The sequence below is a fragment of the Pseudomonas sp. F220 genome, from assembly GCF_057813935.1.
Genome location: NZ_JBVASJ010000076.1, coordinates 1 through 5,622 on the forward strand (window position 1 = coordinate 1; position 5,622 = coordinate 5,622).

Here is a 5,622-nt window from a genome sequence, read left to right on the forward strand (position 1 = left end):
GTGCTACCGACCTCTTGGTTCCCAAGAGTTTGCTCGATGGCTTGTCTGCCGAGAGCAAAATCGCTATCCCGGCTACGAGTGAGCGCAAAGCCTGCAACTGGTACCGCCTTCAAGGGTTGCTCAATGAGGCAGATAATACGCTGCTCGACGGCTGGGTGCGCGAAGAAGTGGGCGTCACGCCTTGGGTCAGTCCCTGGTCATGGGAGGGCTACGGCGTGATTTTCAACTACGACACCCCACGGCAAGCGTTAGCTTCTTTTCTTCGCGCTGTTAAGCGCTTCAGTGACGAGCAACTCGAACGCCATGGTGCTTTGGCGGATGCATCGGACAAGGGGGCGATGAAGACTCGTCTGCACGACATCATCAAGCGTAACCATGTTGGAACCATAACCGCTGAAGAGCTGAAAGCCGCGATCAGCATTCCGGCCTACGCACAGTCGCTTTCGCAACTGATCATCTATTACGAAAGCGAGTGGCACCACACGTCGCAGAAGTGGGATGCGCTGGACGATGTACTGGGCCATAGCGGTTCGACCCCGCACCAGAACTGGGTGGCGGAGAAAGAGCGGATCAAGCAGATAAGTTGGTGGAATGAAGTGGCGGCGAAAGTTGGATTGCCGGTAGATGGGCAGGTGTATCACTTTCATCCGGTGGGGTTGGTGGGGGATTTCTCTGCCGTAAGTGACGACAATGATTTGAAATGGTTAAAAGTCCCGTTTGGGCAGCTAACGTTTGATGTCGAGGGTAATGATATTGAAGACCCCAATAGCTCTTTCCATCGATACTTTAGTCGGGTGGCTCACTGGCCGGGCGGCGTCTCTGGTGTAACAATTGGTCGTGGATACGATCTTGGGCAGAGACCAAATCCTGAAAGCGATCTCGCAGCAGTGGGTATCGCAGAGCCGTTACTCAGTTGGCTCATAGGCTCAAAGGGTTTAAGCGGCAGTGCTGCTAGGACTTATCTAAACAATGCGGCCCCCGAAATCAGGAAAACCGTTATAACAAGGAAGCAGCAGCACCAATTATTTGTGCCTGTTTATGAGTTTATGAAGGCGCGAGTTATTGAGATTTCTGAAAAAGACGACACCGTGAAGGCCTATGGCTCCCTGACCTGGGAGTCGATAGATCCAAAGATTCAAGATGTGGTTATTGACTTGATCTATCGCGGAGATTACATAACTAGTTCTAGAAGGTTGCTGCAGCACCACTTCGTCACAAACAATTACTCAGCGTTCAAGGCGGTAATAAATGATTCTGCGAATTGGACGAATGTTCCTGGTGACAGGTTTAATAGGCGCGCTAATTACTTGAGGTAGTAAAATGATTAAGATTTTATCAGCAATTGCTTTTGTTTCATTGTTTTTCGCGCCAGGCATGTTGTGGGCCGCTGATTATGAAAAGGCGTCAGAAATACAAACCGCTCGTCTAGGTGATGTGGTTGTTAGATATGTCAAAGTGTTTGAATCGCCTTGCCTAGATGTTCAAGTCCTAGATCCTAATAAACAGTGGGCATTGATTTCTGAAAGGAATTTTTGCAGCTACGGCTCGAAATCACTATTGAAGGACTTCAGCTATGCTGCTTTTGAGAAAGTCTCATTTGCCAGTGATGGCATTCACGTCAATTTGAGCCTTACTCCGTTAGCGCTAAGCGAGGATGAGGTTCATGCTTGTATTATTCCTGTTGCAGGATCGACAATAAAAGATCTCACATGCTCTAACTTGAAAGGCAAGTAGTTATACGCACAACGGCTTAGGCTCACTTGCGGTGGGTCTTCTTCGTTTATGTCTTCCCTCTCTTTAGGGGGCTTCCTCGGCGCCTTCCATCCACCAAGGCATAAGAAAATTGTACACCCGCCAACACACCGGAATTCGGGGTATATAGCGTCAGTTCCGAAGTTGATTTTTTCATCTGGCGACTGAGCTAGACCAAAACCTGCAAATCGCCGATTTATGAATATGCCTCAAGTACATGGAGGGGTCGAGCATCAGAATGAGAATTTCAATGTAGGTATCAAGATGCTTCGAGTTACTTTGTTTGTTTTGTTGTCGTTTGTGACGGAATTAAGTTTTGCTCAGCATGAAGAACAATATGTACAAGGGAGAATAGTTCAGGGGCCGTACAGAACGACAGTTGTTAATGGTGGTGAATTATCAATTTTAAATACAGCTGATGCAGAGTTTCCTCTGTCGCTGGTATCGGATGTGACGAAGGCTGACGGTGTTAAAAGTAGAGCGTTGGTGGATAAATATGACGTTGCAGGATCTAATCCGCGGGTGGAGTCGGTATTCTTTTATCCTGTCGCGAGCAAGAAAAATGTACTCGTATTAGTTTTATGGGCCCTATCGAGCAGGGGGGGTGGCACTTACGGGAACCTTTATCAGGTGTATGCCTACGAAAAAGGCGCAGGCGATAAATTAGTTGCTAATAAGCTAATTGCCTCTGATAGACGCTTGAGTGGCATTGATGGATATCAAGAAGGCGAAGAACAATCGTTTGCATATAAAAACGCTGTATCTATAAAGACGTATCTTAAAAAACATTACCCATAAATGCTTCGGTATCTATCATGTGTACTGATGTTTATAGCCAGCTTCGAAGTGAAACTTTTCCACTGCGCTATCCGCGAGCAAGTCAAAATCAGTCTCGGAGACACTCTTGACTTGCCGCGATTTCAAACGCAACCGAGCGGTCCCATCGCCCTCACTCACTACCGAGCTCAACCTCCGTCGCTGGTCAGCTCCTCAAGGGCTTCCGTGATCAACTCCTGCAATACGTCTTGCACCTCGGTCACCGTCTTGAGTCGGTGAATGCGAGGGGCCTGCTCGGCGGGGATGGCCAGCAAGCGCGTACGCACTTGTGAGTATTCTTTGCCGACTGCTGTGGCTACATCCGACACCAGCACAACCAGGCCGGATTTCTGGTCGTAGTCCAGTTGGTGGAGCAGGGCGAGGTAGTTTTCCTTCATGCGGCGGGCTTCATCCAGGGACATGGTGGCGCCTTTGGTGCCAAGAATTCGCGTTGCCGTTTGCTCCGGCGTTTCGTCGTCGGACGTGTTGGGTAACAACTTAGGTAACGAGTTACCCTTGTTACCCAATCCGTTACCCTGGCCGGTTTTTTTCGGATGGGTAACAGATTTTCGATAGCGCTCGACTTGAGCGTTTGACGCCTCCACATCAATCACACCTTTCGCTGAAACCAGCCAGCCACGTGCCTTCCAGAGTGTTACGGTTTTTCTTGAGACGCCGTGAAGCTTGGCAAAATCTGACTGATTCATTGGTTCACCTCTGTTACCTGTTACCCAAATTTCAAAATTTTTTAGCTGGCGAAACAGCGCGGTGCGCAATGCCCTCGATGTCAAAAGCTCTAGGAGGGACCCATGCATACCCCCCATCTGAAACCCCCTGTTTCATTGTTCGGCACCGACAGGGATGCGGAATTGAGCCCTCCAGTCATTGGTGCGACTCCATAGGTATGCAGTCATAGGTGGCGCGCAGATCAGCGCCAGCAGCACAGTGGCGGCCGGTGGGCGCGCAGCAGGAACGACACACCATAAGATGGCTGACGTATTGGTCACGGGCGTAGCGCCAGTCAGGCGTTGCGTTGGCGGCATTGGTGTAAGTGCTTGCCGGTAATTGAGCGGTGTGCTCGACACAACTGATCAGCGTCAGGCGCGGATGATCCGGGGAGCGATTCACCATGGTCGATTTGTCGGCGCCAGCAATGGTCGGCGGCATGTTGTCGAGCAGGCCGGAAAGGAGGCTCATAACGTCCCCCCGGCCCTGATTGCTCACATACACATGTTCCTGTGAATTCAAAAAACGTGGCAACAGTGGCAACGTTGGCAACACACCCGTAAACCGTGGCCTCCAGGTGTTTATTTTGTTGCCAATTTGTTGCCACTCGTTTTTTTGTGGCAACAGTGATAACCAAAAGCAATGGTCGATAATCTCTCTTATATTGAAACTTATGTGTGTGTTGCCACTTGTTGCCACTTTTTTTATAGGGTGGCAACGGCTGAGAGCCCTCCCCAGCAAGGCCGTTGCCACTGTTGCCACTGTTGCCACCGTTGCCACTGATTCTAGGTTCCTGTGAACTCGGGCAATTCGGGAAAGCGGTGTTTGGGTGCCGTTCATACGCCGCTACCTTCCATGTCCAGGGCTTCTGGATCGACGACATACAGGCGTGCTTGACCACCACCAGGAAGGCGGTAGTTTTTGGTGCCGCGCTTACGATCCGCGTCTCGCTTTGCCAGAACCCCTGCACCTTCAAGAGCCTTGATTACGCGGGACAGGCCATGACCATGAGCGGCCTCTACCAGCGCCGACTTATTGAACAGGTACAGTCGTTTGCCCATGGACAACTCCCAGTAGCCGGCCCGGTTGAACACCTTGGTATCGGGCGTCTGGTCGTTCACATCGGAGAAGCGGCTACTGCCGTGCTTGTCGATAAAGTCCATGATGCCGGACAGGATCTGGCGATCTTCGGCATTGCCACTGCCCACACGGCTCAGCCATTCGCTATACAGCAACTGGCAGTCAACAAGGGCGCTACCCGGCGCCCAAGGCAGTAGGTCATAGGCGATAGCCATTTCCCCCGCCAGCGCGATGACGGCGAAGCGATCCGCCACCCGTCCGGCTTGGGCGTTGTCCTCAATGAACTGGGCGCGGATACCGGCGAAGTCTTCCAGCAGTCCGGTGCGGTCATCGCTGGAGAGCAGCTTTTTCACGAATGCTGGCCCGATATGCCCGTGGTGAGCGCCGACAGCAACGGTCAGAAGGCGGTGGAAGTCCGCTCCCGCAAGGCCGTGCAATTCATCGAAGGCCCGGTGGGTACGAGTACCGGCGTTCACGTCGACCATGCGCAACTCAGCGCCAGCGTGGGCCGCATTGCCGCCGATGGCGGCGTGTTCGGATAGGGAGCGCTCGCCACTGGACAGGGTCAGCAGGCGCCAGCTCAGCTTGGCTCGCCCCTCGCGCTCACGGGTCATGGTGCCTTTTCCCTGGCCGTTCGCCAGTGAGTAGGCCATTTCCTGCACGCGCTTGGGGTCGGCGCGCTTGATCTCGTCCAGGGGCAGCAGGGTGTCATTGCGGCCCGAGGCCTCAATCTCCAAACCGCCCTTGGTCATGTCCCACGACGCAGCAAAGATGCTGGGATCGCCCCACACCGATGAGCCGATCAGCTGCGCCAGGGACTTGCCGGTAGAACTGTCGCCCACCAGGTGAACGCCACCGCCCAGCACGCCCACTAGACTCAGAAGCGGGCCGGCCAGGGCGCAGCCGACAGCCAAGGTCAGCACCGGGTTGCCTCCGCACTTGGCCGCAACCTCGGTTTTCCAATGTTCCAGGTCGCCGCGCAGGCTGAATAGGTTCTGCCCCTTGCCGCCGGCCTGATAGCGCACCTTGTCACTGCCAATGGTGCGGCCTGGCAGCACGAATGCCCCCGATTCATGCCAGCCCGGTCGGGAGGTGGTGGCGAACACTTCGGCGGGGCGCTGCTCTAGTGTCCTGTCTCTTAAATAAGTTTCTAGCCTGAGCTATGCTTCTGTGGTCAGTCAGTACTTGGAGTGATCACATGAACTCTCAGGACATCGTGCTCAGTGAAGACGAACAAATTGAACTGAG

At 53.1% G+C, this 5,622-nt stretch carries 4 protein-coding genes and 2 pseudogenes; 3 read left to right on the forward strand and 3 right to left on the reverse strand.

The window, feature by feature from the left end:
- The 3 genes and pseudogenes from ACZYSM_RS28770 to ACZYSM_RS28780 all read left to right on the forward strand — a co-directional run.
- Window positions 1–1,316: pseudogene (locus ACZYSM_RS28770) on the forward strand (hypothetical protein); the annotation flags it as partial.
- 4 nt (window positions 1,317–1,320) lie between these two features.
- Window positions 1,321–1,734, forward strand: coding sequence for a hypothetical protein (locus tag ACZYSM_RS28775; protein ID WP_489077019.1), 414 nt, complete (start codon window positions 1,321–1,323; stop codon window positions 1,732–1,734).
- A 222-nt stretch (window positions 1,735–1,956) separates the two neighbouring features.
- Complete coding sequence (locus ACZYSM_RS28780; RefSeq protein WP_489077021.1) at window positions 1,957–2,550, forward strand: hypothetical protein; 594 nt, start codon at window positions 1,957–1,959, stop codon at window positions 2,548–2,550.
- Window positions 2,551–2,717: 167 nt separating this feature from the next.
- On the opposite strand, the gene ACZYSM_RS28785 is transcribed toward ACZYSM_RS28780, so the two are convergent.
- The 3 genes and pseudogenes from ACZYSM_RS28785 to ACZYSM_RS28795 all read right to left on the reverse strand — a co-directional run.
- Window positions 2,718–3,344, reverse strand: coding sequence for a hypothetical protein (locus ACZYSM_RS28785; protein WP_489077023.1), 627 nt, complete (start codon window positions 3,342–3,344; stop codon window positions 2,718–2,720).
- Between the two features lie 106 nt (window positions 3,345–3,450).
- Entirely contained in the window at window positions 3,451–3,765 is a 315-nt protein-coding gene (locus ACZYSM_RS28790; protein ID WP_489077025.1) for a hypothetical protein, read from the reverse strand.
- Between the two features lie 365 nt (window positions 3,766–4,130).
- Window positions 4,131–5,513 (reverse strand): annotated as a pseudogene (locus tag ACZYSM_RS28795) (DUF927 domain-containing protein); the annotation flags it as partial.
- Between the last annotated feature and the right edge of the window lie 109 nt (window positions 5,514–5,622).

What these genes read in the sequence shown, in the direction of transcription:
- ACZYSM_RS28775 (WP_489077019.1), top strand. Translation starts at nt 1,321, where the DNA reads ATGATTAAGATTTTATCAGCAATTGCTTTTGTTTCATTGTTTTTCGCG.
- ACZYSM_RS28780 (WP_489077021.1), top strand. Translation starts at nt 1,957, where the DNA reads ATGCCTCAAGTACATGGAGGGGTCGAGCATCAGAATGAGAATTTCAAT.
- ACZYSM_RS28790 (WP_489077025.1), bottom strand. Translation starts at nt 3,765, where the DNA reads ATGAGCCTCCTTTCCGGCCTGCTCGACAACATGCCGCCGACCATTGCT.